Raw genomic sequence first — 26,983 nt, forward strand, 5'->3', positions numbered from 1 at the left:
CGAGAGATCCGTACGAGACCGGTGCTAGAGAATGGGCGCACCGGCTGTGGTCGGGGGGAGTACGGGCCGGGCCACGGCTTCGATTTCCTCGTCCGTCCTGGGCCGATCCGTCAGGCCGAGCACCGGTTCGGTGGTGATTCGCAGCTCGCCGGTGGTGGTGTCGGCCAAGGGGTCGCGCCAGTGATCCCACACCACGGACATGTCGAGATGACCCATGTATTCGAGATTCGCCGACTCCGCGTGGAGATGTTCGGCCGCGGAGATGATGGTTTCGGTCGCGGTGCGCTGTTGCGCTCCCGAGGACTCGTCCATGTCGGTCAGGCCCGCCATGATCTCGGTGAACTGGGCCTGCTTCGTGTCGCCGCTGTGCCCGGTGGTGAGCGTGCCCGCATGCGCGAAGTATTCCTCCGAGCCGACGTACTGCTCGTACATGCGCGAGACCAGCACCAGGAATCGCGTGTAGGCCCGGCGATAGGCGTGCTCGTAGAAGGCCAGGGCCTCGGGCTCGCCCAGTTCGCCGCGCGCGACCGTCGCGATCGCCGCGGCGGCGACCAGTCCCGAGTACGTCGCCAGATGCACGCCGCTGGACAGCAGCGGATCGAGGAAGCAAGCCGCGTCGCCCACGACGACCCAGCCCGGGCCGCTGAACCGGTCGGAGGTGTAGGAGTAGTCCTGCTCCGCCTTGACCCCCGCGACCTGCCGCGCGCCCGCGAGCAGCTTGCCCATCGCCGCGCTGTCGCCGATGGTCTCCAGGTAGTACGCCTCTCGGCCTTGTTCCCGAAGCTTCGGCGCGGCTGTGCGCGCGGAAACGACGTAGCCGACGCTGTGGCGGCCGTCGGAGAGCGGAATGTTCCAGAACCAGCCGCCCTCGGGGGTGGACACCACATTGATCGCGCCCTCCGGGCTGTCCGGATGTAGCTGCGCGCCTTCCCAATACGACCAAACGGCCACATTGCGGAAGGCCGGGTGCTGCTGGCGATCCACGACTTGGTGCTTGGCCAGCACGCCGGCCCGGCCGGACGCGTCGACGAGGAAATCTATCCCGGTGGTGTGGATTCGGTCGTCACCCTCGACGGTCCACTCGACGGCCGTCGGCCGCTCGCCCTCGAACAGGACGTTGGTGACCGTCGCCCGCTCGATCACCTCCGCGCCCTGCTCCGCGGCGTTGCGCAGCAGCAGTTCGTCGAAGACGTCGCGCTCGACCTGCCACGACCAGGCTTCCGCGTCCACCAGCTTGGACCAGTCCAGCAGCCAGTTGTCGTTCTGCCACTGGAAGTGGCCTCCTCGTTTGACCTGGAAGCCGTGCGCGGCCACCGCGTCGTAGGCGCCGGAAAGGCGCAGGGTCGACAGCACCGACGCCAACAGGCTCTCGCCGATGTGATAGCGCGGGAACTTATCTCGTTCCAGGAGCGTCACCCGTACCCCCGACTTGGCGAGCAGGGCTGCGGTGGTGGACCCGGCCGGGCCGCCCCCGATGACCAGAACGTGCGGATTGTCCATAGCGAACTCCCTGGAACTGCCGACAACGGAACGTGCACGCACTTCAGTGGCGGAGAACTCCGGGCGACCCCACGGTCTGGGTGAGCCAGGACGTATATTGCCGCTGGTTAGCTAGGCTAACGGTGCACGATCTGAGTGTAGCAATTGATAGCGAAACTGCAAGATATGCAACGCATTTGACAACCCTCAGCAGATCGACATTCGGATTGCTCCAGGGATGCCAAAATCCCCGCACGGTGCCTCTCTGCCGATTCGTCGTCACTCGGCCCGACCGGTGGCGCCCAACTGATCGGGTGTCGAAAGGCGGTGTGAAAACCGTTGCGGGGAACAGTGTTTCGCGGCCGATACGCATTCGCCGCTGATGATGGGGGATGTCTGGGGTAGGTGGGGGCGGCACACCTCGTATGGTCATCACCCCGCTCTCCCTACGGAATCAGGATACGGGGGACGGTCCGGCCGCACGAGCCGTTCACCCAGAGTTACCTCGCCGGTGGGCTCGTCGCGGTGCCGGGCCAACTCCGGGCGACGACCCGGCCGGGTGGATCACGTTGCGGCGCGGTTAATTTGCCGGACCGTGTGACCTGCGCGGTAAGGAATTTGGAGGTGTCGGTGGATGTGACACTCGGGCAAGCTTTTTCGGCGCCTGTGTGGTGGGAGTCGTATCCGCGCTGCTCCTCGAAAATCGACAAGGGCGCGCGTGGTAGCGGTGGCTGGGTGTTCTTCGAGACGGTCGCGAACGGCGACAGTCGATGGACGAATTCGTCTTCTCGGCGGATCGGCGGTCTCGCTGTCGGAGTAGCGCTGGAATATGGCAGGCGGGGGTCACCATCGCCACAGCGAAGATGCGGTGATCGCCGATGGTCGCGGTGGCGCCGGTGCTCGCGGCTCCGTCGCGCCACACGATCGCCAGCCGCGTTCGATGCTGCCTTCCGAGCGGCTGCGCAGCGCCCCCGGGCGTGAGGCTTCCAAGGCGCGGACGGTTCCCGGCGCGCGGTCTCGAATCGACCCGGACCACCAGGTGCGGAGAACGGAACCGGAGCGAATGGATCTCGTTTTCATTTCGGGCCGTGGAATTCGTCCGCTTCGCGCGCCGGTCCCGGCTGAGCGTGGTAGGACGGTGGTCCGGATGTGTCTTGAGAAGTGCAGGACGATCTGGCTTCGGAGCGCGCCGCGTGGGTGTGCTCGGACCGAATCGGGAGCGTCATGGAGTCTCCAGCCGAACCCCGCCCGTCCGACCTCGAGCGGGCGCCCGCATCGAACAAGAACGCCGATCCGCGGACGCGGTTGTCCAGCAGTCTGCGAAGGCAGGGCCCGGCGGTGGTGATGTCGACGCGGGGCACGGCCGACGCGTTCACCCTGGCCGTGTGGTGCGAGGACATCCGCCGGGCGATCGAATGCGCAGAGGCTTCCTCCTGCGGCTTGGTCGTCGACACGACCAAGCTCGAGTTCCTGTCCTGTCGCGCGCTGCTGGCACTGGCCCGCGAGGCCGTCCGCTGCCGTGGCCACGCCACCGCGGTGAGCCTGGTCAGCCCGAGCCCGACCATCGCCAAGATCGCTTCCGCCGACCCGGTGATCGGACGGTTGCCGGTGCACTCGACCGTGGTCAGCGCCCTCACCTCACTCCGGCTGCACCCACCCCGCCGAGCGCTATCGCGAACCGCGCGGCCGACCGCGCCGTCGAAGCCAGGTGCGTTGGGAGCCGCCTTCCGGAATTCGGGCAAGACGGCGATGCGGCCGGGGTCGGCGTCGAGAATCGCCCGGACGACACCGCCGGTGCCCGACGAGGACCGGGACTCGCGGACTCCTGAGTGATCGACCAGCCGTCGAACCCGCACTATCGCAGCGTGATCGATGCGTGCTCGCCGGCTGCGGGCCTACCGGTTTTCCGGAGCCTCGTAGGCGCGCAGGAAGGTATCGACCGCCGCCGTGGCGACCGCGCGCATCTCGGCGGTGGAGACCTTGCGGGTGCCCAGCCGCGAGCGGTCCTCCATCGGGGCGGTGATCAGCACGAGGAACTGTTCCGCGGCGGTCGCCGGGTCGCACGCGCGCAAACGGCCGGACAGCGACAGGCGGGCCAACCGGTCGGCCAGTGCTTCGGCCGGCCGGTCGGTCGTGCGGCTCACGACGATGTCGATCAGATCGGGGAACTGCGCGACTTGGCCGTAGGTCAGCCACCGCAGCGATCGTGAGCGCTCGGCGCAGCGCACCCGGATCAGCCGATAGGCCAGATCTTCCAGGGCGGCACGCAAGTCGGGGCCGGGGTTGCGCAACCGATCCAGCACGGACAGATTCTCGGCCAGCACCGCGTCGCTGACGGCCGTCAACGCGTGCCGGAACAGGGTTTCCTTATCGTTGAGGTGGTTGTAGATCGTCGGCTTGGCGACGCCGGCCTCCTCGGCGATCTCCTGCACGCACGCCTGCGCGTAGCCGCGGCGCGCGAACACGACGAACGCCGCGTCCAGGATCGCCTGCCGTTTGTCGATCCGCCCGCGCGAAGCCGCCTGTCCGGCCCGCGATGTCACTGCTGCCACTCCCGCAGTGTAAACCGCCCGATCTGCAGGGTTTCCCCACTGGTTCAGTTCGATGAACCAGGTGATCGAGGGTCTACCGCACGCCGCCCGCACCGGACAGGGATCCCACCGCGGACCGGATCACCGAGCAACGGGTGTCAGCACGACGAGGGGGATCGTTCGGGTGGTCTTCTCCTGGTAGTCGGCGTAGCCGGCGTGGGCTGCCACGACGTCGGGCCAGAGCTCGTTCCGCTCCGAGGGCGGCAGGACACGTGCGGTCATCGGCCGGGGCGAGCCGTGCCCGACCGACACCTCGACCGCGGGATTCGCGCGCAGATTGTGCAGCCACGCGGGATCCCTCGGGTCGCCGCCGCGCGAAGCGACGACCACGATCGTGTCCCCCTCGATGATCGGCGCGGTGAGGATGACGGTGTGCGGACGGCCGGACTTGCGGCCGATGGTGGTGAGCGCGATCGTCGGCATGCCTTTGAAGGTTGTGCCGAAGGTCCCGCCGCTGAGTTGGATGATGGAGCGGTGGACGGCGTTGCAGATCTTGAGCTGGAAATCGCTGGGCATGGGTTCCGCTTTCTTCGGGGGGGTAAGTGGAATCGGCCTCCAGCGTCCCGAACGCCGCTAGTGATCTGCTTGTGAATTTCTTTTGGCGCGCACCGCGGTGATCCACTGTTCTTCGAGATCCCGCGGCACGGTTCGTACTTCCGCCTCGAACTGCCGAGCGTCCACGGCTTCGGCGTCGAGCCGCAACGCGTAGCCAGGGTCCTGGCTGACCAGCGCCGTGGCCGGTGAACGCGGCGGGCGGTCCGGCTCCAGCAGCTTGCGCAGATGCGATATGTAGGCCTGCGGCGCGCCCACCGCGCGTGGCGGTGGCTCGCCGCGCCACAGGTCATCGATGAGGCGGTCGACCGGCACGACCGCGCCGCGCGCCACCAGTAGAAGGGCAAGCGCACCCCGCTGCCGTGGACCGCCGACGATGCGACCGCGCTCGTTCGCCGCGGTCAGCGAGCCGAGCACCTGGATTCGTACCATCACGTGCCAAGCGAATTGCAAGCCCGCTACAAGCGGCTCGACGGACAGTGGGTTCATGAACACCGCCACCCAGACCGCCGAACGCCCCGATACCACCGAAATGGTGCTCGTCCACAACGCCTTCCGGCGCCACTTCGATGCCCTGCCCGGCCTCGTCGCCGAGGTCGCCGACGGTGACACCGCCCGTGCGGCCCGCATCGCCGGGTTCCTCACCGAACTCGACACCGGGCTGCATCACCATCACAGCGCCGAGGACGAGCTGATGTGGCCGTTGCTGCTCGAGCGGGCGCAGACCGACAGCGCGCTGATCCTGCGGATGGAGGAGCAGCACGAGCGGATCGCGGAACTGATCGAGCGCGCCGACGGGCAGGCGGCGCGGTTCGCCGCGTCGGCGCATCCGCAGACGCGTGCCCAGCTCGCCGCCACGCTGCGGGCGCTGGCCACCGCACTCGACGAACACATGGCCGAGGAGGAGGCGCACATCCTGCCGCTCGTCGAGCGCGTCATGACCGTTCCCGAATGGGAGGCGCTCGGTGAGCGCGGCCGCGCGGCCGTGCCGAAAGACCGGCAGCTGATCTTCCTCGGGTTCATCCTGCAAGGTGTGCCCGCGGTGCAGCGGCGAAAGTTTCTCGTCGCCATGCCGTTTCCGGCCAGGCTCGCGTGGTGGCTGCTCGGCCGGCGTGCCTTCGCCAAGGAGTACCGCTCGATCTACGGCACGGATCCCGCCTGACCGTTCGGGGGCGCTCGAGAGCGTCCCCGCAAGGTCTTGCCCGCATGGTCGGCTGTCCGCCCCCGCTCGGGCTGACAAACGAGCCGAGTATGTCTACTATGGTCTGTAGTAGATCCGGATGGGGAGCCGCGAAATCGGGAGGGACCACTATGGAGACGATCACCGTCGAACGCACGATCGCCGCGCCTATCGACGCGGTGTTCGACTGGATCAGCAACGCGCACAACTACACTCGCCTTCGATTGGTGCTGCGCGAGCGTCTTGCTGTCCCCGGTGACGAAGCGCCCTATGGCCGCGGTGCGGTTCGCGTCCTGATCTGGGCCGTCGGCTGTTTCTGGGAACGCATCACCGCCTACGACCCGCCGCACTCGTTCGAATATCACGTCTACCGCAGCATCCCGCCGTCCGAGCACGAGAACGGGCGGGTCGACTTCACCGAGACCGCGGGCGGAACCCGCGTGGTGTGGACCACCACCGCGCGACTCCGGTTGCCGCTCATCGGCGCCGCTCTCACCCGCCGGATCGTGCGGCCGCTGTTCACCTATGCGTTCGGCCGGGTCCTCGACGCGGCGTCTCGCGACCTCGCCGCGCGATCGGAGATCGGCTGACCCGCACCCCGCCGTGCTGGGCGCGCGGAGTCGCGCGGTGCACGGAGGCTCGGTCGTCCTCGCGGTGTACGACGCTGCCGCGATACGCAAGTGGTGTGCAAGAGCGGCGCAATGAAGCCGCAGCACAGTGGTTCTCATGAACGAGACACGTGAAGTAGTGGTGGTCGGCGCCGGGCCGGTCGGGCTCATGCTGGCCTGCGAGTTGCGGTTGGGCGGGGTGGACGTGCTGGTGGTGGAGCGCCTCGCGGAGCCGGATCGCACCATCAAGGCGGGTGCGATCAATGTGCCGACCGCCCAGGCCATGTATCGCCGCGGACTGCTCCCCGAACTGCGCGCCGCGCAGGAGACCGCACTCGCGCGGTTCGCGCAGTTCCGCCGCGACGGTGGAATGCCGCTGGTCGCCGATGGACGGCGGCCGGCGGCGGGGCATTTCGCGGGTCTCATGCTGGACGTGGACGCCATCGACTTCGACGACCCGCGATTCGCCGAACTCGGTCCCGCCGCCGAGGTCTTCCTGGTGGCGCAGCAGTCCATCGAGGCGATACTCGCTCGCCGCGCCGCCGACCTCGGCGTGGAGATCCGGCGCGGGGCGCAGGTGGCCGGGTTCTCCGACGACGGCGAGGGCGTCACCGTCGAATGCGGAGACCATGCGGTGCGCACCGGCTGGCTGGTCGGCTGTGACGGCGGGCGCAGCATCGTGCGCAAACTCGCCGGCTTCGAGTTCCCCGGCATGGGTCCGGAGATCACCGGCCATCAGGCGATCGTGGAGATGACCGGCGCCGAGGACCTTCGAATGGGCTGGAACACCACCCCTTCCGGCATCTACACCTACGGACCCATGCCCGGCCGTGTACTCACGGTCGAACTGGACGGGCCGCCCGCCGACCGCGAAACACCCGTGACGGCGGCCGAACTCCAACAGAGCATCCGCACCGTGTCCGGAGTCCCGGTGGTGGTCACGGCCGTGCATTCGGCCACCCGCTTCACCGACAACACCCGTCAGGTTCCCGACTACCGCAAGGGCCGGGTACTGCTGGCCGGCGACGCCGCGCACGTGCACTCGCCGTTCGGCGGACAGGGCCTGAACCTCGGGATCGGTGATGCGGTCAACCTCGGCTGGAAGCTGTCCGGTGTAGTGCGCGGCTGGGCGCCCGAAGGACTGCTCGACACCTACACCGCCGAACGCCATCCCATCGGCGCATGGGTGCTGGAGTGGACGCGGGCGCAGGTCGCGCTGATGCGCACCGATGCCCGCAGCCGCGCCCTGCGCGCCGTCATCGCCGAACTCCTGGCCTCTCGCGACGGTGCGACCGGGGTGTTCGAGAAGATCTCCGGTGTGCAGCACCGCTACGACCTCGGCGGGGTACATCCGTTGATCGGAGCGGCCACTCCCGATATCGAATTGGCCGACGGCACCCGCCTCGGTGCGCATTTCAGCGGCGCCGAGGCCGTCCTGCTCGACCTCACCGATTCCGCTGATCTGCGATCCCGAGTCACGGGATGGTCCGGGCGGGTGCGCGTCGTCACGGCGAAACCCACGCGGCCGCAGAAGCTCTCGGCTCTGTTGGTCCGTCCCGACGGCTACGTCGCCTGGGCTGCCGACGGCGGCGACCTGGACGGCCTCGAGGAATCGCTGGGCCGTTGGTTCGGCGCTCGGTCAGCTCAGTAGCCGCTGTTCGAGTTGAGCGAGGACGGATCGGTTGCGCTGGGCGTCCAGGGCGAGGGCCGCGGCCCAGACGTGCGCCGAGATGACTCCGGTCTGGACACGGTCGATCCAGTCGTGGATGGTGCTGTGCCGGTCGAGGGTGTCGTCGTCGAAGGTGATCGGTTCGAGTTCGGGCATATGCACGTAACGCAGCTGGGTGGTTTCCCTGCCGCGGGCGTCGAAAATGCTTGCCGCCCAAACTTCCTCGGTCGTGGACGGTTCGTCCGGCGGTGTGCTGGTCGTCGTGTCGGGCTGGTTGTCGATCCCGTGCACGACGGCGTCCGCGGCGGCCCGGTGGGCCAGCCCGAATCCCCACAGGCGGCCGTGCATCCCCGCCATCATCCGCCCGGCGATGTCCAGGATCGGAGAGCCCGCGACCGTGGGGCTGTCGTCGGGTGAGAATTCCGCGAAACCCGCCGCGCTGGAAGTGTCGTCGTCGCCGGTGCCGGTGAAACCCCAGATGTGTACGAGGCCGAGGTCGGTGCAGGGCGCGCTGCTGCGGCGCGAGATCATGGCCGGTAGCAGAGTGTCGATGATGGACCGGGCCGGATATCGGATCGCAGGCACGGCGTCGGATCGACGGATGCTGCTGGAGCGCTTGTGATTTCGTCGGCCGGACATAGGCTTCTCCGTCGCGGTGGGGTTTTCGGACAAGGCATCGACCCGGTTGCAGTCAGCGTTGCCAGTGTAGATAGCCCACCGGTGACGGTGTCGCAACATCGCATACTCGTGCGCGATGTGTGTGGTGAACGCGGGGGACCGGCTGCCGTCCGTCGTCACGTTGCGGATCGGCGGTCGCGCCCGCCGAGGCTTGTTCGTCCAGGTCCGCGCAGCAGTCGTCGACGCGTCGAACCGGTTCCGCGGCGCGGACTCCGGCCTACGCGCGCGGTGCCGGACATCAGGACGCATTGACAAAGCGGGACTGTGCGGCGGTGTCCGCCAAGGGCGGAGGGATGGAACAGCTCATGCGCGAGGATGATCGGAAACCAATCACTGCCTTCTCGGCCAGGCGGGCGGTCGGCCGGTCGTCGGGCAGCGGGCGGGTGATCGAATTCTCTGACCGGCCGCCCGGGTGGGCGGTCAGGCGGTTCGGTCCAGTTGCGGTGCGGAGTGGCCGATCGTGGCACTGGTTTCGCCGATCAGGCGTTGCAGGAAGGCTTCCTGCTGCTTGCGGCCGTGAATGGCGGCGCGGTCGAGTCCACCGGGGGTCAGGTGGGTGTAGGCAGTGCGTACGAGGTTGACGGGGATGCGCAACGCGGGGTACCAGGGCGGGACATAGGCGGGCAGTCCGAGGATCCGCATCGCTTTGGGTCCGAGGAAGGCGCTGCTGACCGACAGGTGCTGGGCGCGGGCGAGGCGGCCGCGCAGACCGGGCAGGTCGGGGTAGGACCAGTGCAGTGGATCGTCGGCCATCGGACGGGCGAGTTGGCGGCTGGTCTCGTCGGGGTTGGTGATGGCGGTCAGGCAGTGGTCGAGGATGGCGATGCCGTCCCGGAAGCCGTTGGGCAGCCAGTGTTCTTCGACGCCGATGAGCCAGCCGACGTAACGGGTGAGGTGGGCCGCGGCGGCCAGTTCGCGGGGGGAGAGGATCACACCGAGCGCCATGCCGCCGACCACGGGCGCGAGCAGGGCGCCGACCAGGGTGGCGGCCATGTCGGTCTGGTTGATCGGCAGTCCCCATTCGTCGGTGCGCCAGTCGGGCATGGCGGCGACGTGCCTGCGGACCAGGGAATGGATCAGCCGCACATGCAGGGTGGAGCGGTAGCCGACGCCGTAGCGATCCATGCCGTTCTCGGTGGACACGTCCATCGCCCATTGCAAGGTCTCGGCGAACCGGCGGGCCGGGCCCTTCTCGAGTGCGCCGGTGCGCAGGAGGGTCTTGTTGAACCCGGAGGCCAGATAGCCGCCGATGAAGGACACGTCGCGTGCGAAGTACAGCCCGTCGTTGCCGCCGGAACGGAACACCCGCTCGCCGTCGCGCAACAGGTCCGGGTCGACCCACGCCGGGGTGTCCTCGACGACGGTGAAGAAGTCGCGCAGTGGCGAGGGAGCGCCGGGGATGCTGTCGATGCCCGACGTGAGTGCCCGCTCGAACAACGGCCGCGTAGCGGCCATGCCTTCGGCGTACATCCACTCGACGAGGCGGTCCATCGGCTCGTCACCGACGAGCAGTGATTCGCCGAGCAGCCGCCAGCGCTGCGGGGACGGTTTCCCGATGCGCAGCAGCGCGGCGAACGGGCCGAGGCCGGGTGCTTTACGGGGCCGGTCGGGATGCCGTGCCGGGATGGTCGCGGACGTGGTCATGGGTGGGCTCCTCGTCGGGGCGGGTGATGCCGTGCTTCATCAACGGCACGATGGTGGTTCGGACAAAGGCGCGGGCGCGGGCGTCGTCGGTGAAGTCGACGCTGCCGCCGCCGGGGGTGAGCATCAGCGAGGGGGCGAGGCGGGCGACGAGTTCGGCGACCGGGCGCGGGTCGTAGTCGTCGACGAGGCCCGCGGCCTGGGCGTGGGTGAGCATGCCGACGATGTACTCGATTCCGATGGACACCAGGCGTTCGCCCTGCACGGTGGAAAAGCGCAACGCCTCCTCGGGCGCGACCCGCAGCAACTGGGTGACCAGCCGGTGGATGCGGGTCTGCAGCAGGACGTACAGCATCGTTTCCTCGATCTGGGCGTCCACGTCGGCGGTGGTCGTCGCGATCGCGGTGACCTCGGCGAGCATGCGGCGGGTCTCGCGCGCGAGTACCGCCTCGATCAGGTTGTCCTTGCCCGCGAACCGGCGATGGATGGTGATCCGGCTGAGCTCGGCCCTGCGGGCGATGTCCTCGAGGCTGGCCCGGCGGATCCCGACCTGGAGGATGCGTTCCAGCGCGGCGTCCATGATCCTCTCGTCGACGCCGTCGCTACCCTCGGTCATGATGCAAAAGTACAAAGATTGTTTCATTGTGTCAATGGATCCGAGATCTCCTTCGCCGACCAACCGCCCGGCCGCGTCCGTCGGCGCCCGACAGGAAGTCGGGACGCGCCCGCGACATCGCTCTCGCGGCGCCGGTCCCGAATACGATTGCCGCAAAAGCGCGCTCACGATGTGTGGCCACGGGGATGGCGGGAGGCGATGATGACCGGACGGCGCGGGCCTGCCGCCGCACTGCGCTGGTCCGCCGCACTCGCGGTGGTGGTTTCGACGGGCGGATGCGCCACCCTGCTCGGGGAGCCCGCGCCGCCGCCGTCCGCCGAGGAGATCGCCACGGCGACAGCCGAATTGGCCGCCTTGCCGGCTTCGGAGGTTGCGGAGCGGCAGGTGGCGGCGGTGGTCGAGCAGATCGCGGCCGCTGCCTCGGCGATCGAACCGGCGCTGCGGTGGACCCGCAGCGAGGAGCGAGCCCTCGGCCCTTGTTACGGCCCGTACGAGCACACCGGCGGCAGGCGCGTCGTCCTGCCGCGCTATCGAGCCGACGGCTCGCTGCCCGAGGAAGCGTGGGCGGGGTTTCAGGAGACGGCGCGCGAGCTGGCCGCGTCGGTGGGTGCGACCGACATGCTGCCCGGCGGTAGTTCCTCGCCGGACCGGCACGTCACGTTCGAGGGTGCCGATGGTGCGGAGTGGGACAGCAACACCGAGCTGTCGGTGTTCGCGGACACCCGGTCGATGACGATCACCGCGACCGTGGGCTGCCGGCTGCCCGCGAGCGAGCGCCCGGCTGGGTGAGGCTGCCACCCGTCGTCTGCGGTGCCGGGAACCGCTCCAGCGCAACTCTTCCGGCCGCACATCCCGCGCGTCGACCTCGTTGTGCCGACCGAGCGGTGCGCACGTCGACGGGGTGCTACGGGCTTCGGAACGCTCGCCGGTAGGCGCCCGGGGTGGTGCCCACCCGGGCACGGAAGCGGCGGCGAAGATTCACCGCCGAGGTGAGGCCGACACGCGCCGCGATCGCCTCCACCGGCAGGTCGGTTTCCTCCAGCAGCAGGCGCGCCTCGGCCACCCGGCGCGACAGCAGCCACGCGCCGGGGCTCGTGCCGAGCTGTTCGGCGAAGCGCCGGGCCAGCGTGCGGGGCGAGACGCTGAGATGTGCGGCCAGATCGCCCACCGACAGCGGTGTCGCCAGGCGCGCTCCGGCCCATTCGAGGAGGCCGTCCAGCGCGTCGGCGGGCGGTGGGGGCGGGGCGTACTGTACCTGGCCGCCTTCGCGGTGCGGGGGCATCACCATGTGCCGCGCGATGAGCGCGGCGTGGGCGGCGCCGTGGTCGCGCCGGACCAAGTGCAGGCACAGGTCGATACCCGCGCCGGCACCGGCGCTCGTAGCGACATCGCCGTGGTCCACGTAGAGCACATCCGGCTCCACGCGAACCTCGGGAAACTCCCGTGCCAGCTGGGCGGCGCGGGCCCAGTGCGTTGTCGCCGAACGCCCGTTCAGCAACCCTGTGCGGGCCAGCGCGAACACCCCGGAGCAGATCGTCACGAGCCGCGCCCCACGAGCGTGCGCCCGTAGCAGCGCGCGGCGCACGCGGTCGGGTAGCGGTGCGTCCACCGGCGACCAGCCGGGGATCAGCACGGTGTCCGCGGAGGCCAGTGCCGAGAGTCCCCGCGAGACCGACAGCGCGTAGCCGGACGTCGTCGCGACCGGGCCCGGCGTCTCCGCGCACACCTCGAACTCGTAGTACTGCGGCACACCGGCCCGCTCGGTCCCGAATACTTCGGCGGCGCAGCCGAGTTCGAACGTCGACTGCACCGGCCGCACCAGGGCCACCACACGATGCATGGCAAAAAAGTACCCTGTGATGACTGACCGGACACTTACCCGGCGTCGCCGCGCGCGGCACCGTGGGAGGCATGCACCCCGAGATCCTCGCCCAGGAGGGCTACACCTCCGTCTCCGTCACCGAATCCCCGGTCCGCGAACTCTTCCCCGGCATCCGGCTACGTCACCTCTGGAAAGGCCCCTCCGGAGCGCAGGCCAACGTGCTGGAGATGGACCCGGGTACCTCGTGGCCGCGCCGCGATGTCCACGAGCCCGGCCCGGAGGAGGTCTACGTGGTCGCGGGCACGTTCAACGACGGCGCACGCGACTACCCGGCCGGGACCTTTCTGCACGCCCCGGCCGGGTCGTGGCATGTGCCCGCGACCACGACCGGCTGCACGCTGTTCGTCTTCTACCCGGAAGGGTAGGAGTGCGAGAGGTCTCCGCTCGGGAGGTAGCGGTCGCGGCCGCCCGCCGCACCGTATTCGGCCAGCCCGGTCAGGGCCTGCGGCAATGGACCCCGGTGCAGGACGCCGAGACGCTGGGTGGCGCGGGTGAGGGCGACGTAGAGTTCGGCCGCTCCGCGTGGTCCTTCGGCGAGGATCCGTTCCGGTTCCACGACCAGGACGGCGTCGTACTCCAGGCCTTTGGTCTCCGACGCCGCCACCGCGCCCGGCACATCCGGCGGCCCGATCACGACGCTGGTGCCTTCGCGACCGGCTTCCTCGCGGACGAAATCCGCGATGGCCGTGGCTGATTCGTGCTCGGTGACCCGCCTGGACCACGGCTGGACGCCGCACGCGCGAACCGACTCCGGTGGTTGCACCCCTGGCGCGAACTCGGCGAGCAGCGCGGCGGCGACGGACATGATCTCGGCCGGGGTGCGGTAGTTCACCGACAGCGACCGATAGACCCAGCGGCCGGGCACATACGGCTCGAGCATCGTGTGCCACGAGGTCGCTCCGGCGACCGACCGGCGTTGGGCGAGATCGCCGACCACCGTGAAGGAGTGGCCGGGGCAGCGCCGCATCAGCACTCGCCAGTCCATTTCGGACAGCTCCTGGGCCTCGTCGACCACGACGTGCCGGTAGGTCCAGTCCCGGTCCGCGGCGGCGCGTTCGGCGAGTTCGCGAGTGTCGCGCTCGAGGAAGCGATCGGCCAGATCGTGCCCGTAGAGCATGTCCTGGGCCAGCAGGTGATCCTCGTCGTCCATCAGGTCCGCACGGCTGACGAGGAGGTCCAGCACGCCCGCCGCGTACGCGGCCTCGGCCTGCTGTTCCCGCTGTGCCGCGCGGTCGTCCGGCTTCTCGCGGCCGAGCAGATCGACCAGCTCGTCGAGCAGCGGCACGTCCGACACCGTCCAGTCATCGCCGTCGGCGCGCCACAGCGCCTCGTCGGCGCCTGCCGCCGCCAAGCGCTCCGGGGACTCGTACAGCTGCGCCAGCAGAGCCTCCGGCGTCAGGATCGGCCAGAGTTCGTCGAGTGCGGCGGTGAACCGGTCGTTGTCCGCGAGTTCGGCGATCAGGTCGGCGCGCAGGTTCTCCCATGCTTCGCGCTCCTCGCGGGTCAGCCAGCCTCGGCCGATCCGGGCTATCGCTCGTTCGGTGAGCACCCAGGTGACGATCTCGCAGAACACCGCGCGGGCTTCGTTGTGCGGCCGGCCGCTCGCGCGCGCCTCCTCCCTGGCCCACTCCGCGGTCTCGGCGTCGATGCGCACCGTGACGTCGGTCAGTTCGATCGGCAGCGGCTGCTCCGGCAGCCGCTGCCGATCGGCCACCGCTGCCGCGAGCACGTCCAGGATCCGCAGCGAGCCTTTGAGCCGGGCGGCCTCCGGGGTGTCCTCTGCGGTGACGCGCAGACCGGGCACCAGGTCGCCGGTGGTCGTGAACACGACGTTCGTCTCGCCCAGCGACGGTAGAACGCGGCTGATGTGATCGAGGAACGCCGGGTTGGGACCGACCACGAGCACACCGTTGCGTTCCATCCGCTCCCGCTGGGTGTAGAGCAGGTACGCGACGCGGTGCAGCGCCACCACCGTCTTCCCGGTGCCGGGGCCACCCTCGATCACCAGCACACCGGGGTGGTCGAGCCGGATGATCTCGTCCTGCTCGGCCTGGATCGTCGCCACGATGTCACGCATGCCGGTACCGCGGGGCGCGTCGACCGCCGCGAGCAACGCCGCGTCGCCTCGCTCGCCACCACCGGGGCGGCCGAGCACCTCGTCGGTGAAATCGACCACGGTGCGCCCGCGAGTATGGAACTGGCGGCGTCTGCGCATGTTCTCCGGGCTGGCGGCGGTGGCGACGTAGAACGCGCGCGCGGCCGGGGCGCGCCAATCGAGCAACAGCGGTTCGTACTCGTTCTCTTCGTCGAAAAGGCCGATCCGGCCGATGTAGGAGTGTTCGCCCGAGAGGCTGTCCAACCGGCCGAAACACAGGCCGTCGTCCGCCACGTCCAGCCGCTTCGCCTCCTTGGCCAGCGCGCGCACCTCGACATCGCGTTCCATCGGCGTCCCGCCGGTTCCCCGCAACGCCGCGGCGTAGCGACCTTTCACCCGCGCGCGCTCGGCGTCGAGCCGCGTGTAGAGCCCGGCCACGTAGTCGCGCTCGGACCGCAATTCGTCTTCGTACCGAATTTCGCTACTCCCATTTCCGCAGGTTCTGGCCACGGCCAGCGATTCTGCGGCATGACCCGGGTCTTGCCGCAAGCCCCCGGGTGCGCTATAGATTGGGAGTGGAAAGAGGTTGACCGCCTTCTACCGGATCAGCTTCTCGCTCTTCAGCCAGTCGTAAGCGACGTCGGCCGGATCCTCACCATCGATGTCGACGCGGCCGTTGAGGTCTTGCATCAGTTCGTCGGTGAGGTGCTCGGAAATCGTTGCGAGCAGAGTGCGTAACTGCGGATAGCGGTCGATGATCGCGCCGCGCACGACCGCCGTGCCGCTGTAGGGCAGGAAGAACTTCTCGTCGTCGTCGAGCACGACCAGATTCAGGTTCTTCACCCGGCCGTCGGTGGTGTAGATCATGCCGAAATTGCACGGGGTGCTCTTGGCCGTGGCCGTGTAGACGACACCGGCGTCCATCCGTGTGACGTTGCCGGACGGCACACCGTTCGGATCGTTGTAGGGGATCCCGTACTTCCGCAGCATCGGAATGAAACCGTCCGAGCGGCTGAAGAATTCGTCGTCGACGCAGAACGTCCGATCGGGGACGGGGAGCGCCGCCACGTCCGACAGCGACCGGACGTTCAGGCGTTCGGCGGTCGGCGTCGACGCGCCGAACGCGTAGGTGTCGTTGAACTCGGCGGGCGGCAGCCACTCCAGGTCGTGGTCACGCTTCTCGATGTCGTGGACGCGCTGCCAGAGTTCGTGCGGGTCCGAGATCGTCTCGGTCTGGTTGTGGTAGTTGACCCAGCCGGTGCCGGTGTACTCCCAGAGCACGTCGGCGTCACCGTTGAGCTGGGCCTGCCGAGACGAGGCGGAACCCGGCGCCCCGGTCAGGTCGGTGACGTCCGCGCCCGCCGCGGCCAGGTAGGTCGCGGTGATCTTGCCCAGCAACACGCCCTCGGTGAAGCTCTTCGAGGTGACGACGAGCTTCGCCCCGTCCAGCGGCCGCGCACCGTCCGGCAGGCGCGCGGCGTGGAAGGTTCCCGACGAGCTCACCAGGCCGCACCCGGCGAGCATCGCGGCTACGACGAGCGCGGACAGCACCGTGACCACTCGTGCTCGCGGCGATCTCATGAGATGCCCCGTGGGGTCGCGGCCAGTTCCACCAGCCTGCCGAGCCAGTCGATGAGCAAGGCCAGGAGCCCGACCAGAACCGCGCCGGAGACGAGCAGTTTCGGCAGGAAGAGGGTGACCCCGGTCGTGATCAGCGTGCCGAGGCTGGTCGCGCCGATGAACGTGCTCAGCGTCGCGGTGCCGACCAGGATCACCAGCGCGGTGCGCACCCCGTTGAGGATCACCGGCACCGCGAGCGGCAGCTCGACCTGGAAGAGGGTCCGCGAAGCGGAATAACCGATGCCCCGCGACGCCTCGATCGTGCGCTGATCGACCTGCCGAAGCCCGACGATCGTGTTCTGCAGGATCGGCAGCACCGCGTACACGACGAGACCGACGATCGCCGTGCGGAATCCGGTGCCCAGCCAGAAGGTGAACAAGACGAGCAGGCCGACGGCAGGTGCGGCCTGGCCGATATTGGCGATGTTGACGGCGACGGGCTCGAGCCGCTGAAACGCGGGCCGGGTCAGCGCGATGCCCAGCGGGATCGCGACGACCACCACGATCACCGTGGCCACCACGGTCAGCTTCACGTGCTGAAGGATCGTCGTCTGGAGGTTGGCCCAGCCGAGGGACGCCTTCTCCGTCGGCGTGAACGTCGTCGAGCGATACCAGATGACGTATCCGACACCGATGACGAGGATGATGATCGGTTCGAACCACACGTCGAGCGGGACGCGGCGCAGGCGGCTCATGACTGCCCGGCCGATCCGGGTTCGTCGTCGGCGGCGACCACCGGGGTCGGCGCCGGGTCGGTCCCGTCGACATAGGTCGTGTAGGAGAGGTCCTCCTCGTCGCCGCGCCCCTCGGCGAGCTTGTTCCGGATCACCTCCGTGACCGTGCCGATACCGAGCGAGCCGAGGACCGCGCCGCGACCGTCGGTGACGAGCGCGGCGCCCTGGCTGGTGGCGAGCATGGCGTCGAGCGCGTCGTTGAGGGTCGAGGATCGTGCGATGACGGGCAATCGCCGATCGAGGTAGTCGGAGACCTCCGGTTTGGTCGCCAGCTCGCCGAGCGAGGGCCACGACCGCGGCCGTCCGGCCTCGTCGACGACGACGACCCAGGTCTGTCCGGCGGCCTTCGCGCGCTCGATCACGCTGTGCGCCGACTCGCCGACGCGAGCGGTGATCACCTCGTCGTAGGCGACGTCGCGCACCCGGGACACGGTCAGATACGCCAGCTTCGCGCCGGAGCCCACGAACTCCTCCACGAACGGCGTGGCCGGATCGGTGAGGATCTCCTCGGGGCTCGCGTACTGCTCGACGTGACCCCCCTCGGACAGGATGAGCACCTTGTCGCCGAGCTTGGTCGCCTCCTCGAAGTCGTGGGTGACCAGCACGATGGTCTTACCGAGTTCGTGCTGGATCGCGATCAGGCTGTCCTGCAGGCGAACCCGGGTGATCGGGTCGACCGCGCCGAAGGGCTCGTCCATGAGCAGTACCGGCGGGTCCGCCGCGAGCGCGCGCGCGACGCCGACCCGCTGCTGCTGGCCGCCGGACATGTCCTTCGGCAGCCGGTCGGCGAAGGTGCCCGGGTCGAGACCGACCAGATCGAGCAGGTACTCGGTGCGTTCGGCGATCCGCTTCTTGTCCCACCCGAGCACCCGCGGGATGGCGCCGACGTTCTTGGCGACCGTCCAATGCGGGAACAGGCCACCGGACTGGATCACATACCCGATCGATTGCCGCAGCTTGTCGGGGTCCTCCCTGGTGACGTCGCGGCCGCCGATGAAGATCCGGCCCTCGGTCGGCTCGATCAGCCGGTTGATCATCTTGAGGGTGGTCGTCTTGCCGCATCCGGAGGGGCCGACGAACGCGACGATGTCACCCGCCTCGATCTCCAGGTCGAGACGCTCCACCGCCGGCTTCTGCTGGCCCTTGTAGCGCTTGACGACCGAGTCCAGCGCGATGGACGCACCGGTGACGTTGCGCTCCGGCGCGGGCTGACTGGTCACATCGTCGGTCATGACAGTCCCTTTGCGATCGTGAGGCGTCCGAGCAGGACGAGGAGCGCGTCGAACACCAGCGCGATGATGACGATGAGGATGGTGCCGGTCAGCGCCATCTCCAGGGCGTTCGCGCCGCCGAGGCGGGAAAGGCCGTTGAAGATCAGCGATCCCAGGCCCGGTCCGAGGACATAGGCGACGATGGCGGCGACACCCACGATCATCTGGGTGGACACCCTGATGCCGGTGAGGATCACCGGCCAGGCGATCGGCAATTCGACGGTGAGCAGAATGCGCCATCGCGAAAAGCCGATCCCGCGCGCGGATTCGACGACCGAGGCGGGCACCGACCGCAAACCCACGATCGCGTTGCCGATCACCGGCAACGCCGCGAAGAACGCGAGCATCACGAAGGACGGGACCACACCCAGTCCGAAGGGGACCAGCAGGATCGCCAGCAGCGCCAGCGAGGGAATCGTCAGCGCCACCCGGCTGGAGGTGAGCGAAAGCGCGGACAACAGCGGGAGTCGGTATACGGCCACCGCGACGAGGACGGCGACGACCGTTCCGACCAAGACCGTCTGGAACGCCAGGGAGGCGTGCTGATATGTGAGGAACGCAAGAACTTCGCCCCGCCCTCGGATGTAGTTCCATAGATTCACGGGATTCCCATCGTCAGCCGAAGATCAGGCCGTACCTGTCTGCGATCGGTCGTCCGGGGGCGCGAGCCGTCAAAGAGTAAACGATGCCGCGCGGTCGATTCCCGACGGCGCGCGGAGGGCGAATCGCCGGACAACACGGTCATTCATCACAGAGCCTTTCGCTCGAACCCGACGATCGGCTCAGAGAAAACCACGCTCACCCCGGCCCGGCCAGCATTACGGTCACCCGGATCGAAATAGGCGACTTCAACGACAAACCATGCGGGGGCTCGATGCGGTGTCCGGGCTGCCAGGGTTGGTGCGAAGGCGCGGCGGGTGACCCGGCCCGCGGATTTCAGGCGGGCGAGGGAGCCGCCGCCGATGTGGTGGCGTTGCTCACTCTATTCGACGCAGGAGCGGGAGAGGCCGGTCGATCAAGGAGCGGGTTGGAGTCCGTGGCGGAGTGAGCACCCGGTGCCGCCCGCCCGCGGCCAGGGCTCAGGGGCGGGGACGTAAGCCGTCGACGAGCAGATCGAGCAGGCGGCCCGCCTGTTCCCGGCGTTCCGCGTTCTCGGTGGCGAGCGAGATGCCGCTGAGGCCGACGAGCACGTCCTCGGGTGCGACGTCCGACCGCAGTGTTCCGGCCGACGCTCCGGCTCGGAGCAGGGTGGCGACCGCGGCGGTCAGGCGGTCGCGACTCTCGGAGAACGGGTTGCCACCGGAGGCGATGAGTGCGCGCAGCGCGTCGCCCATCCCGCGTTTGGCGGTCATGTAGTCGACGAAACGGTCCATCCACCTGCGCAACGCCTGGTCCGGCGGGAGGGCGGTCACCAGATCGTCGACCGAATCGCACAGCCGAGCGAGTTCGTTGCGGTAGGCGGCGTCGATGAGCGCCTCGCGGGTGGGGAAATGGCGGTACAGCGTGCCGATGCCGACGCCCGCTTCTCTGGCGATGGCTTCGAGCGTGACCTCCGGTCCCTCGTGGGAGAACGCGCGCACGGCGACCTCGAGCAACCGGTCTCGGTTGCGTCGCGCGTCGGCGCGCAGCGGGCGTGCGGATGTCATCGAGTCCTCCCGGGAACAAAGCGGAGGATCCTCCGGTTGTAGGGAGTACCGGAGTGTCCTCCGGTTCGAGTCTAACCGAGATGGGACCTGTCATGACCGACCGAATCATCACCCCGTTCACCGCCGAATCGACCGCCGCGGAGGTGATCGCGGGGATCGACCTCACCGGGCGGCGGGCCATCGTCACCGGCGGCTCGTCCGGAATCGGCATCGAGACCGCGCGCGCGTTGGCCGGGGCCGGTGCCGAGGTGACCCTCGCGGTCCGCAACCTCGAAGCGGGGCGGCGCACCGCGGCCGACATCGCAGGCACCACCGGTAACGAGCGGGTGCTGGTCGCTTCGCTCGATCTGTCCGATCAGGCGTCCGTCGCGGCGTTCGTGGCCGGATGGGATGGGCCGCTGCACATGCTGATCAACAACGCCGGTGTGATGGCCGCGCCGCTGTCGCGCACACCGCAGGGCTGGGAGATGCAGTTCGCCACCAACCACCTCGGCCACTTCGCGCTGGCCACCGGCCTGCACGGGGCACTGGCCGCGGCGGGCGGTGCGCGCGTCGTGTCGGTGAGTTCCAGTGCGCATCATCGGTCACCGGTCGTCTTCGACGACATCCACTTCGAGCGCCGCCCCTATGATCCGTGGTCTGCCTACGGGCAGTCCAAGACGGCCAACGTGCTGTTCGCCGTGGAGGCGACCCGGCGATGGGCCGAAGACGGCATCACGGCCAACGCGCTGATGCCCGGCGGAATCCGCACCAATCTGCAGCGCCACGTGTCCGACGAGGAACTCGCGCAGCTCCGAGCTGCCGCGGGCGGGCCGCGCATGATGTGGAAGACGCCGGAGCAGGGCGCGGCCACCTCCGTTCTGGTGGCGACGTCGCCCTTGCTCGATGGCGTCGGGGGACGCTACTTCGAGGACTGCGGCGAAGCCGAGGTCGGCGTGCTCAGCGCCCGCAACGGGGTCGCCGCGTACGCGCTCGATCCCGACGCCGCCGCGCGGCTGTGGCGGGTATCGAGCGAGATGCTGTCCGCCTGAGGCCACGCCTTCTCAGGGCCGGATGCCGCTGGCAGGGCGCCGGGGATCAGGGCCGATCGACGCGTTCGAGGGCGAAGCGAGCCAGATTGGTGGAGATGACCTCCGGTTGCCCGCCGGATTGTCTCGCGGCGGCGGTGAGCACGTCGATGTGGTGGTAGCCGGGGGCTGTCACCGTCTCGCCGTGACCACGCGCCCCGGCCGCGACGACCACTCCGGCGCCGCCGATCAGGTTGATCGTCGGATTGGCGAAGATGCCGCCGGGGTGCGTGCGGTGGCGCGTGAGCTCGGGTGCCTGCGACTGGAAGACGTCGAACGCGAGTCTCATCGGGAAATACCACTCGGTGAAGTCCAGCGGTTGCGCCGCCAGGCTGCGCGAGAGATCCGCGATATCGGTGACCTCATGGGTGGCGTCGGTGAACGGTACGCCGTGGCGGTCGGCCGCGCCCGCGGCCACGGCCGGGTCGTCGTAGTCGCGCCAGGTGTAGAGGGGGCCGTTCGGCTGATCCGGGATGGCTTTGCGATCCGGGCCGAACAACATGCCGGTGAGCCCGCGCAGCGCCGGGACCGCGGCGACGTCACCGGGAAGCGGGAAGTCCTTGTCCACTACGGTGCCGCCGTCGAAGAAGCCGAATCCGGCTTGCAGCAGGGCCAGCGGCTGAGAGTTGGCATCGAGGAACGCTCCGAGCGCGGCGGCATTGGTGATCCGGAAATCGCGCACCGACGGCGAGCCGGTGGCGGCGGCCGCCACATTCCGCGACACCAGCACGCGGTAGGTGGCCTCCTGGTTGAGGCTGCTGGGAACGTAAGCCGCCAGGTCGGATTCGGTGTGGGGTGCGAGATACGCGGCCAGCCCCGCGATGCCGAGCAGGTTCATCGTCTCCGGATTGATGACCGCGGGCAGGGCCAGTACGCGGGGGATCGCACCGCCGTCGAGGGCGGCCTCCGCCGCGGCGGAGCCGATGCCGCCGATGGAGAGGTCGAGGATGTCGGGGATGCCGTTGAGGGCGGACAGCGAGGTGTCTATCGAGGAGTCGAGGGCGAAATAGCCGGCGCACTGGTCGGCGCCCGCGACCCCGCCGAAATCCCATTCGGCGAAGAACGCGGTGATCACCCCGCCGAGGGAATGACCACCGCACAGCGTCTTTCGCTTGCGCGATGCCGGATCCGGCAGTTCGGCGGTGAGCAGATCGTATTGGTCCTGCACCGTTTGTGCCACGCCGACCCGACCGAGCCACCCGAGCTGCTCGTTCGGCACCACGCCGCCGAAGCGGTGGCCGTCGATATCGGTGTCGCGATAGTAGTAATCGATCGCGAGGTGCACGTCGCGCGATGCGAGACCAGCCCGCATGCCGAGATGGTCCTCCAGGCAGTTGGAGCGACGATCCAACGCCCAGAACTCCAGATGCCTGCCCTGCTTCGCCGCCGCGGCAACGGTATTGCGCGCGACGCTGTCGAACGCGCCCGCGCCTTCGAAGATCCCCGGTTGCGCCACCAGAACGGCGTCGGCGTCCGCCGAGCGGGCCGGGCCCGCGGCATCCCGGTAGCGCAGATACGACAGCCGGTCGCAGGCGGCTGGATGCGGCCCGACCGACTCCGGCAAGGGAATTCGCAGGGTGACAACCGATTCCGCCACGGTTGTGATCGGCGATGAGGAAGCGACCGCTGTCTCGGTACGTTCCGGCCCGTTCGGCTGCGCCTTCGCACTCGGCGCCGCGATCGCGACGACCAGCGCGGTGGTCACCATGCCGGATTTCAGGAAACGCAGAACACCGTCACGATGTCTGCCGAACCGACCGTGGCTCGTCAACGATTGTGCCGACATCGACGACCTCTCGTCACGACAGCGGAGCAGCTGTGTCACCGGCACATTCCGTGTCGGCGCGATGAAACATAAGGCGACCGCCACCAGCTGTCAACGTCGGTCGAAGCGCCTACGAAACCTCCCAAAACGCTGACGGTCAGCTCTGGGGCACCACCCATATGCGTCGAGGCCGAGCAGTCGCCGCGCGGACTCGTCGTTCGCGCGCAGCCGCGAGTCCGACGCCGGAACCGGCGTTCCGGCGCCTTCGGGCTCAGGACCTGACGGCATGGAGCAGCGCGAGTGCTTCGAGCGAGCGTGCGTCCCTGGTGTCGACCGCGGTCACCGAGCTGCGGCGGCGGATATGTTCCAACATCCCGGCCCCGGCCCGGCCTTCCGGACTACACCTGATTCCACGCGAGGCGCAGTACGCCATTGAGCAGATAGCAGGCGAACAGGATCGCGGCAGGCGGCAGAGACGTGGCGCCGTAGAGCGCCACCGCACCGGCGCCGAACCACGCCAGTTCGAAGAGCATCCGAACTGGGCCGTGCAGCGGGAAGGTGGCATTGGTCCCGCCGCCGGCTGCGAACAGCGCCCACAGCACCCCCAGGAGCACCGGCGCGCCGATGCCTGCCGCCACCTTGATCGGCCACTGCGCATTCGCGGTGAAACCCCAGTACCCGGCACTCGCCAGCACGCTCAGTTCCAAGAAGAACATCAGGACCGCATTGAGCGCTTTGACAGTGCCGAACATAGCTACCTCCAGTGACTATCGCTCTCTCTAGAGAGCAATGCTCTCATTTGATAGGCGGCAGGTCAAGCGGCGGCCGTGACCGAGTGGAGTTCGAGAACTCATCGGGATCTGTGAAATGCCGGCTCGAACTCCGATCCTGTTCATGGGGTCGGTCGCCGCCGATCAAGTCGTCGCGATGACGATCTGCTCCGATTCGGCCGGCCGCAGGCCGTCGGCCCGGTCGGCGAAGTAGCGGGTGGTCAGCTCGGCGGACGAGATGTGCCGGGCGGTGGCGAAGCCGGCGTCTTCGGCCAGCTTCACCAATTCCTCGGGCCGGAAGAAGCTGAGGAACGGGGTGCCGGACCGGCGGGCGCCTTCTTCGGCGAACCGGCGTAGTCGTTGCTCGTCGGCGTCGACGAGTTCGAGTGGCAGCAGGAACGTCGTTGCCAGGGTGGAACCCGACGCGAGTTGCGAAAGTTGTCGCAGCGTCGCGATGTTCGCCTCGCGGGTGAGGTACATCGAGACGCCGGCGGAGGCGACCAGGGCCGGGCGAGTGGGGTCGAAACCGGCCTCGATCAGTCGCCGCCACCACGCGTCCACCTCGAAATCGACCGGTACCAGCCGCAGCCACGGCGGGATGTCGAAACCGAGTTCGGTCAGACGCCGCCGTTTCCACGCCTGGGGGCCGGGCTGGTCGACCTCGAAGACGGTGAACCGTGCGGCGAGGTCGGGCCTGCGCTGGGCGAAGGTGTCCAGCCCCGCGCCGAGTACGACGTACTGATCCACGCCGCGTTCGGCTTGCTCGGCGAGGAGATCCTCCAGGAAGCGGGCGCGGGACACGATGCCCGCGCGCATCGGCGCGGTGGTCTGCGGATCCATGTCGGGCCGGTGCCGCCAGCCCTCCTCGGGCGCGGCCAGGCGCAGACCGGTGAGATCGTCGAACACGTGCGGGGGCGGGTCGTCCAGGACGTGCAGGGCACGCCACAGTGCCACCCGGACGGCGGTGCTGTCCGGCGTGAGCGTCTCGTGTGTCATTGCCTCACTCCTCGCCCGGCGCCTGCAGGCTCCACAGTCGCCCGTCCGGGTCGCGGACGGTCATCTCCTGGGTGCCGTAATGGGTCGGTTCGAAGCCGGTGACGATCTCCACGCCGTCGCCCGGAGATTCCCGCGAACTCGGAACCTTCAGCACCAGTCGGGTGCGCGATTGCTGCGTCGGCGGGACCTCGGCGACGAAGACGTATGGGCCGTCGCCGTTGCGGAACTGGCCGGAATGGTGATCGGTCTCGAACTCTATGGCGAAACCCAACCCCTGCAGGAACTTCGCCATCCTGCCCCAGTTGTGGGTCTCCAGGAATACGGCCTCGATGCCCTCGGTCGTCATTGTCGATCCTCTCCAGACGGTGACTGCTCGTCGGCGAGGTAGGCGCGCAGCGCGTCGGTGACCAGCGCCGACAACGACATCTCCGACTCGATCGCCCGGTACTTGACCTGCTTGATCAACTCGACCGGCAGATAGACGTTGAACTGCTTCACTTCCTCGCCCATGGGACGATGCTAGCAAGGTAGCATGCTAGCAGCAACTCGGTCGACCGGTCGCACAGCGCCGAGGACGCTGCTGTCAGACGACGGTCAGGCCTGGACCCGGAGTGATGAAGCCTCGCCGACGATCGCGTCTACGCACCCACACGGACCGGCTCGGTTTCCCGGCTCTCGCCGAGGGGTGGCTCGGCGACCGGACGCACTCGATGCAGCGCCGCGTATCCCAGCGCGGCAAGGACAAGGGCGACGAAGATGCCGAGGTTGCTGCTGCCCAGGCCGCTCGCTCGGGCGGCGGGGGTGAACAGATATCCGAGAAGGGGGCCGATGTGCGGATCGGGGGAAGTGATCAGGCCGAACCCGACGATCACCGCCAGGCAGAGGCAGCCGATCCCCGCGCGGTTCACCCCGCCGTAGCCGCCGAGCGGACTGAACAGCGCTGTCCGGTCGTAGCCGACGCGGCGGCGCTGCCAGAGGTCGACCACGAAGATCCCGGACCAGGCGGCCATGACGACCGCCGTGGTGGTCAGGAAGGCTTGGAACGGGGCGAAGAAGCCCGGAGCGGCGAAAACGACATATCCGCCCGCGCAGGCGATCAGAACCGCGTCGATCAGCACGGTGTAGTGCCGAGGCATCCGCACGCCCAAGGTCTGCAACGCGAGCCCCGAGGAGTACAGGCCGATGGTGGAGCCGGACACGAAGCCGACCAACGCCAGGATCAGGTACGGCACCAGGAACCAAGTGGGCAGATGTGCCGACAAGGCGCTGATCGGATCGGTCTCGGCCAGTGCCGCGACTTCCGGATCGCCCGCCGCCAGCAGTGTTCCGAATCCCATCAGCACGATCGCGGGGGCGGTGCCGCCGAAGGTGACCCACCCCACCAGCGCGCGTTTGCTGGTTTCGCGAGGCAGATACCTGGTGTAGTCGGCCGCGCAGTTGACCCAGCTGAGACCGAGCAAGCTGGCGATCAGCAGGACTCCACCCGCGAATGTGCCCAGGCCGCCGTGGCCGTGCGTGGCGAACGAGATCCGGGGCAGAGTCAGAGCGATGTAGACGACGGTAAGGGCGGTGAAGGTCAGGGCGAACCACTTCTGGATCCGCAGAATCACGTGACAGCCGTAGATTCCGAGCACCGTGCTCACCAGGATGACGGTGAGAAGAGTGAAGACCATCAGCGGTCTGGTATCCGCCGCCGGGGCAAGTCGTCGCATCACGGTGCGAGCGGCGAGCGTCGCCAGCACGGCCGAGAAGGTCTCCCACCCGACCAGCGCCAGATAGCTGATCGCGGTCGGGACCTTGTTGCCGTGGAATCCGAACGCCGCCCGACCGGCCACCATGGTCGCGGCCCCGCCTTGCTGTCCGGCCAACGAGACCAGCGCCAGCAGCAGGAAGGAAAGGACCGCACCGATCGCCGCGGCCAGGGCGGCCAGATGCCAGTCGAGACCGAGCGCCGTCACGTACGGACCGAACGAAACCAGGAGCACATTGCAGCTGGTACCGGCCCACGGCCAGAAAAGGGTCCTGGGTTTGCCTCGGCGCTCTTCATCGGCGACCCACTCGGTGCCTTTGCGCTCGAAGGACCAGTCGGAAGGTTTCGCCGGAGCCGCCACCATGTCGATATC

26 protein-coding genes and 1 pseudogene are annotated in these 26,983 nt (G+C 68.7%); 7 read left to right on the forward strand and 20 right to left on the reverse strand.

Translation table 11 applies throughout. The features are described 5' to 3' along the window. Positions 1–24: 24 nt before the first annotated feature. Positions 25–1,500 (reverse strand): NAD(P)/FAD-dependent oxidoreductase, encoded by a 1,476-nt coding sequence (locus ABZ803_RS20365; RefSeq protein WP_357040295.1) that lies wholly within the window; start codon positions 1,498–1,500, stop codon positions 25–27. 1,203 nt (positions 1,501–2,703) lie between these two features. On the opposite strand from ABZ803_RS20365, the gene ABZ803_RS20370 reads away from it, so the two are divergent. Beyond that, on the forward strand, positions 2,704–3,312 hold the full coding sequence (locus ABZ803_RS20370) for an STAS domain-containing protein (protein ID WP_357040298.1): 609 nt from the start codon (positions 2,704–2,706) through the stop codon (positions 3,310–3,312). Positions 3,313–3,374: 62 nt separating this feature from the next. Here ABZ803_RS20370 and ABZ803_RS20375 read toward each other — a convergent pair whose 3' ends face one another. The 3 genes and pseudogenes from ABZ803_RS20375 to ABZ803_RS20385 all read right to left on the reverse strand — a co-directional run. Next, positions 3,375–4,031 carry a TetR/AcrR family transcriptional regulator gene (locus ABZ803_RS20375; protein WP_357040301.1) on the reverse strand — a complete coding sequence of 219 codons (657 nt, stop codon included), beginning with the start codon at positions 4,029–4,031 and terminating at the stop codon, positions 3,375–3,377. A 120-nt stretch (positions 4,032–4,151) separates the two neighbouring features. After that, positions 4,152–4,586, reverse strand: coding sequence for a nitroreductase family deazaflavin-dependent oxidoreductase (locus tag ABZ803_RS20380; RefSeq protein WP_357040304.1), 435 nt, complete (start codon positions 4,584–4,586; stop codon positions 4,152–4,154). Positions 4,587–4,715: 129 nt separating this feature from the next. Continuing rightward, positions 4,716–5,054 (reverse strand): annotated as a pseudogene (locus ABZ803_RS20385) (winged helix-turn-helix domain-containing protein); the annotation flags it as partial. Positions 5,055–5,109: 55 nt separating this feature from the next. Between ABZ803_RS20385 and ABZ803_RS20390 the strand changes: the two are divergent. The 3 genes from ABZ803_RS20390 to ABZ803_RS20400 all read left to right on the forward strand — a co-directional run bounded on the left by ABZ803_RS20390 (position 5,110) and on the right by ABZ803_RS20400 (position 8,061). Then, a complete protein-coding gene (locus tag ABZ803_RS20390; protein WP_357040307.1) occupies positions 5,110–5,784 on the forward strand; it encodes a hemerythrin domain-containing protein in 675 nt (224 codons plus the stop codon). A 149-nt stretch (positions 5,785–5,933) separates the two neighbouring features. After that, positions 5,934–6,392 (forward strand): SRPBCC family protein, encoded by a 459-nt coding sequence (locus ABZ803_RS20395; RefSeq protein WP_357040310.1) that lies wholly within the window; start codon positions 5,934–5,936, stop codon positions 6,390–6,392. A 136-nt stretch (positions 6,393–6,528) separates the two neighbouring features. Next, positions 6,529–8,061, forward strand: a complete 1,533-nt coding sequence (locus ABZ803_RS20400) for an FAD-dependent oxidoreductase (protein WP_357040313.1) — start codon at positions 6,529–6,531, stop codon at positions 8,059–8,061. On the opposite strand, the gene ABZ803_RS20405 is transcribed toward ABZ803_RS20400, so the two are convergent. The 3 genes from ABZ803_RS20405 to ABZ803_RS20415 form a co-directional block, all read right to left on the reverse strand. After that, positions 8,050–8,718, reverse strand: coding sequence for a hypothetical protein (locus tag ABZ803_RS20405; protein ID WP_357040316.1), 669 nt, complete (start codon positions 8,716–8,718; stop codon positions 8,050–8,052). The two genes, ABZ803_RS20400 and ABZ803_RS20405, sit on opposite strands and share 12 nt — an antisense overlap. A 459-nt stretch (positions 8,719–9,177) precedes the next feature. Beyond that, positions 9,178–10,401 carry an oxygenase MpaB family protein gene (locus tag ABZ803_RS20410; protein WP_357040319.1) on the reverse strand — a complete coding sequence of 408 codons (1,224 nt, stop codon included), beginning with the start codon at positions 10,399–10,401 and terminating at the stop codon, positions 9,178–9,180. Continuing rightward, positions 10,352–11,014 carry a helix-turn-helix domain-containing protein gene (locus ABZ803_RS20415; protein WP_357040322.1) on the reverse strand — a complete coding sequence of 221 codons (663 nt, stop codon included), beginning with the start codon at positions 11,012–11,014 and terminating at the stop codon, positions 10,352–10,354. Before ABZ803_RS20415 ends, ABZ803_RS20410 begins: the two co-directional genes overlap by 50 nt. A 201-nt stretch (positions 11,015–11,215) precedes the next feature. Between ABZ803_RS20415 and ABZ803_RS20420 the strand changes: the two genes are divergently transcribed. Beyond that, the gene (locus ABZ803_RS20420) at positions 11,216–11,803 is read left to right on the forward strand and encodes an LppA family lipoprotein (RefSeq protein ID WP_357040325.1); all 588 of its coding nucleotides are present in this window, start codon (positions 11,216–11,218) and stop codon (positions 11,801–11,803) included. Between the two features lie 115 nt (positions 11,804–11,918). Here the strand turns inward: ABZ803_RS20420 and ABZ803_RS20425 are convergent, their stop codons facing one another. Further along, positions 11,919–12,854, reverse strand: coding sequence for a helix-turn-helix domain-containing protein (locus ABZ803_RS20425; RefSeq protein ID WP_357040328.1), 936 nt, complete (start codon positions 12,852–12,854; stop codon positions 11,919–11,921). 71 nt (positions 12,855–12,925) lie between these two features. On the opposite strand from ABZ803_RS20425, the gene ABZ803_RS20430 reads away from it, so the two are divergent. After that, on the forward strand, positions 12,926–13,261 hold the full coding sequence (locus tag ABZ803_RS20430) for a cupin domain-containing protein (protein ID WP_040872161.1): 336 nt from the start codon (positions 12,926–12,928) through the stop codon (positions 13,259–13,261). Here ABZ803_RS20430 and helR read toward each other — a convergent pair. From helR to ABZ803_RS20460, 6 genes are all read right to left on the reverse strand, one after another. Continuing rightward, a complete protein-coding gene (gene helR / locus ABZ803_RS20435) occupies positions 13,246–15,468 on the reverse strand; it encodes an RNA polymerase recycling motor ATPase HelR (RefSeq protein ID WP_357040724.1) in 2,223 nt (740 codons plus the stop codon). The two genes, ABZ803_RS20430 and helR, sit on opposite strands and share 16 nt — an antisense overlap. Positions 15,469–15,588: 120 nt before the next feature. Beyond that, positions 15,589–16,572, reverse strand: a complete 984-nt coding sequence (locus ABZ803_RS20440; protein WP_357040331.1) for a glycine betaine ABC transporter substrate-binding protein — start codon at positions 16,570–16,572, stop codon at positions 15,589–15,591. Further along, complete coding sequence (locus ABZ803_RS20445) at positions 16,569–17,306, reverse strand: ABC transporter permease (protein WP_357040334.1); 738 nt, start codon at positions 17,304–17,306, stop codon at positions 16,569–16,571. Before ABZ803_RS20445 ends, ABZ803_RS20440 begins: the two co-directional genes overlap by 4 nt. Beyond that, positions 17,303–18,577 (reverse strand): ATP-binding cassette domain-containing protein, encoded by a 1,275-nt coding sequence (locus tag ABZ803_RS20450; protein ID WP_357040337.1) that lies wholly within the window; start codon positions 18,575–18,577, stop codon positions 17,303–17,305. Before ABZ803_RS20450 ends, ABZ803_RS20445 begins: the two co-directional genes overlap by 4 nt. Further along, positions 18,574–19,218, reverse strand: a complete 645-nt coding sequence (locus tag ABZ803_RS20455; RefSeq protein WP_062970155.1) for an ABC transporter permease — start codon at positions 19,216–19,218, stop codon at positions 18,574–18,576. The genes ABZ803_RS20450 and ABZ803_RS20455 overlap by 4 nt, the downstream gene beginning before the upstream one ends. A gap of 477 nt (positions 19,219–19,695) precedes the next feature. Beyond that, positions 19,696–20,262, reverse strand: coding sequence for a helix-turn-helix domain-containing protein (locus tag ABZ803_RS20460; protein ID WP_357040340.1), 567 nt, complete (start codon positions 20,260–20,262; stop codon positions 19,696–19,698). A gap of 92 nt (positions 20,263–20,354) precedes the next feature. Here ABZ803_RS20460 and ABZ803_RS20465 point away from each other — a divergent pair, with 92 nt between their 5' ends. Next, positions 20,355–21,293, forward strand: a complete 939-nt coding sequence (locus tag ABZ803_RS20465) for an SDR family NAD(P)-dependent oxidoreductase (RefSeq protein WP_357040343.1) — start codon at positions 20,355–20,357, stop codon at positions 21,291–21,293. A 46-nt stretch (positions 21,294–21,339) separates the two neighbouring features. Here the strand turns inward: ABZ803_RS20465 and ABZ803_RS20470 are convergent, their stop codons facing one another. From ABZ803_RS20470 to ABZ803_RS20495, 6 genes are all read right to left on the reverse strand, one after another. After that, positions 21,340–23,115 (reverse strand): hypothetical protein, encoded by a 1,776-nt coding sequence (locus ABZ803_RS20470; protein WP_357040346.1) that lies wholly within the window; start codon positions 23,113–23,115, stop codon positions 21,340–21,342. Between the two features lie 377 nt (positions 23,116–23,492). Then, positions 23,493–23,846 (reverse strand): YrdB family protein, encoded by a 354-nt coding sequence (locus ABZ803_RS20475; protein WP_357040348.1) that lies wholly within the window; start codon positions 23,844–23,846, stop codon positions 23,493–23,495. 162 nt (positions 23,847–24,008) lie between these two features. Beyond that, a complete protein-coding gene (locus ABZ803_RS20480; protein ID WP_357040351.1) occupies positions 24,009–24,860 on the reverse strand; it encodes a class I SAM-dependent methyltransferase in 852 nt (283 codons plus the stop codon). A 4-nt stretch (positions 24,861–24,864) separates the two neighbouring features. Then, the gene (locus tag ABZ803_RS20485) at positions 24,865–25,206 is read right to left on the reverse strand and encodes a VOC family protein (RefSeq protein WP_357040354.1); all 342 of its coding nucleotides are present in this window, start codon (positions 25,204–25,206) and stop codon (positions 24,865–24,867) included. Then, positions 25,203–25,370 carry a CopG family transcriptional regulator gene (locus ABZ803_RS20490; RefSeq protein WP_357040357.1) on the reverse strand — a complete coding sequence of 56 codons (168 nt, stop codon included), beginning with the start codon at positions 25,368–25,370 and terminating at the stop codon, positions 25,203–25,205. Before ABZ803_RS20490 ends, ABZ803_RS20485 begins: the two co-directional genes overlap by 4 nt. A 128-nt stretch (positions 25,371–25,498) precedes the next feature. Next, positions 25,499–26,974, reverse strand: coding sequence for a cytosine permease (locus ABZ803_RS20495; protein ID WP_357040360.1), 1,476 nt, complete (start codon positions 26,972–26,974; stop codon positions 25,499–25,501). Positions 26,975–26,983: the final 9 nt, after the last annotated feature.

This window comes from Nocardia sp. NPDC047648 (assembly GCF_040642815.1).
GTDB lineage: Bacteria > Actinomycetota > Actinomycetes > Mycobacteriales > Mycobacteriaceae > Nocardia > Nocardia gamkensis.